Genomic DNA, 569 nt, shown 5'->3' with positions numbered 1-569 from the left:
GGTTGGCGTCCTCGCCGGTCTTGAGCGTGCGCCGGAACCAGTCGGTCTCGCTGAGGCGGTCGCAGCCGCCAAGTATCGCGGTGCCGGCCGCGGCGGTGGCGCCGAGCAGGAGGGAACGTCGGCTGGGCTGACGGGTCATGCCCGGTCTCCCGCGTGGTCCGCCGATGCGGGCTCGACCTTGCGCTCGATCACGAACCAGCCGGTCAGCATGCCGCGCATGTTGTTCCAGAACCCCGAGAGCACGACCAGGGCGACGTGGACGAGGACGAACAGGACCAGCAGGGCCGCCACGACGAAGTGGACCGTGCGGGCCGACTGCCGCCCGTCGAACAGGATCAGCAGGAACGGGAACGCGGCATCCATGGCCGGCGACATCGCCAGCCCGGCCAGCACCTGCGTCGGCAGGAGCACGAACAGCACGACAGCGTAGGTGAGCTTCTGGATGACGTTGTAGCGCTTGGCCTCGTCGCCCTGCGGGAAGCGCAAGGTCAGGTGCTCCCATACCGAGGCGCCGAGATGCCGGACCTGGTCACGCTGCGGGACGACGCGAAAGCGAAGCTGGCCGCTGA

Annotated in this window: 1 protein-coding gene; it reads right to left on the bottom strand. The window is 69.2% G+C overall.

All coding sequences use genetic code 11. The annotated features are described in order from the left end of the window. Nucleotides 1–135 precede the first annotated feature (135 nt). A partial coding sequence (locus tag AAHG09_RS31855; RefSeq protein WP_342112353.1) for a cytochrome b/b6 domain-containing protein occupies nt 136–569 on the bottom strand: 434 nt, incomplete at its 5' end.

Source organism: Methylobacterium guangdongense, from assembly GCF_038442355.1.
GTDB lineage: Bacteria > Pseudomonadota > Alphaproteobacteria > Rhizobiales > Beijerinckiaceae > Methylobacterium > Methylobacterium guangdongense.
Note: the sequence above shows the minus strand (reverse complement) of the source record. Positions and strands in the feature narration are given on the sequence as shown.